Origin of the sequence: Pseudomonas sp. 43(2021), assembly GCF_017490805.1 — a bacterium.
GTDB lineage: Bacteria > Pseudomonadota > Gammaproteobacteria > Pseudomonadales > Pseudomonadaceae > Aquipseudomonas.
In genome coordinates this window covers 1-446 of record NZ_JAFGYJ010000520.1, presented here as the reverse complement: position 1 = coordinate 446, position 446 = coordinate 1, and the positions used below count along the sequence as shown (strand labels likewise).

Here is a 446-nt window from a genome sequence, read left to right as displayed (position 1 = left end):
AGTCGGCTCTGGGTTTGCGTGTAGAGCACCGGCACGTATTCGTCGCGCGGCGGCGCCAGTTGCAATTCGCCTTTGGCGTCCAGTTCGCGAATGGTGAATTCGCTCAGGCCTTCATCACGTACCTGCTGTTCAAACGCGGCCCGTTCGGCACCGCTGACTCGCGGCGCGTAAGTGTAGGCTTGGGTGCGCAGCAATAAGGGTCGAGAGTAACCATCGAATTCAGCGCGGGACACCGATTCGGAGTTGGCGAAGAACCGGCGCAGACCATCGAGACGTTGCTCCTGGTCCTGAAAACGTTCGGCGATGCGGCTGTAGCGTTCGTTGGCCAGCAGTTGGAAACGCTGACGCGATTGTTGCTGAAACTGGTTGAAGGTGCCCCATGCGAGCAGCCCGGTGAGAATCCCGCCGGCAAGCAACACCAGTAAAGCGACCAGCCAGGCTGAGAC

1 protein-coding gene is annotated in these 446 nt (G+C 60.1%); it reads right to left on the bottom strand.

Annotated features, from left to right (window positions below; translation table 11 throughout):
• Nucleotides 1-446, bottom strand: a 446-nt coding sequence (locus tag J5M71_RS28485) for a CHASE domain-containing protein (protein WP_207838988.1), incomplete at both ends; no start/stop codon positions are given.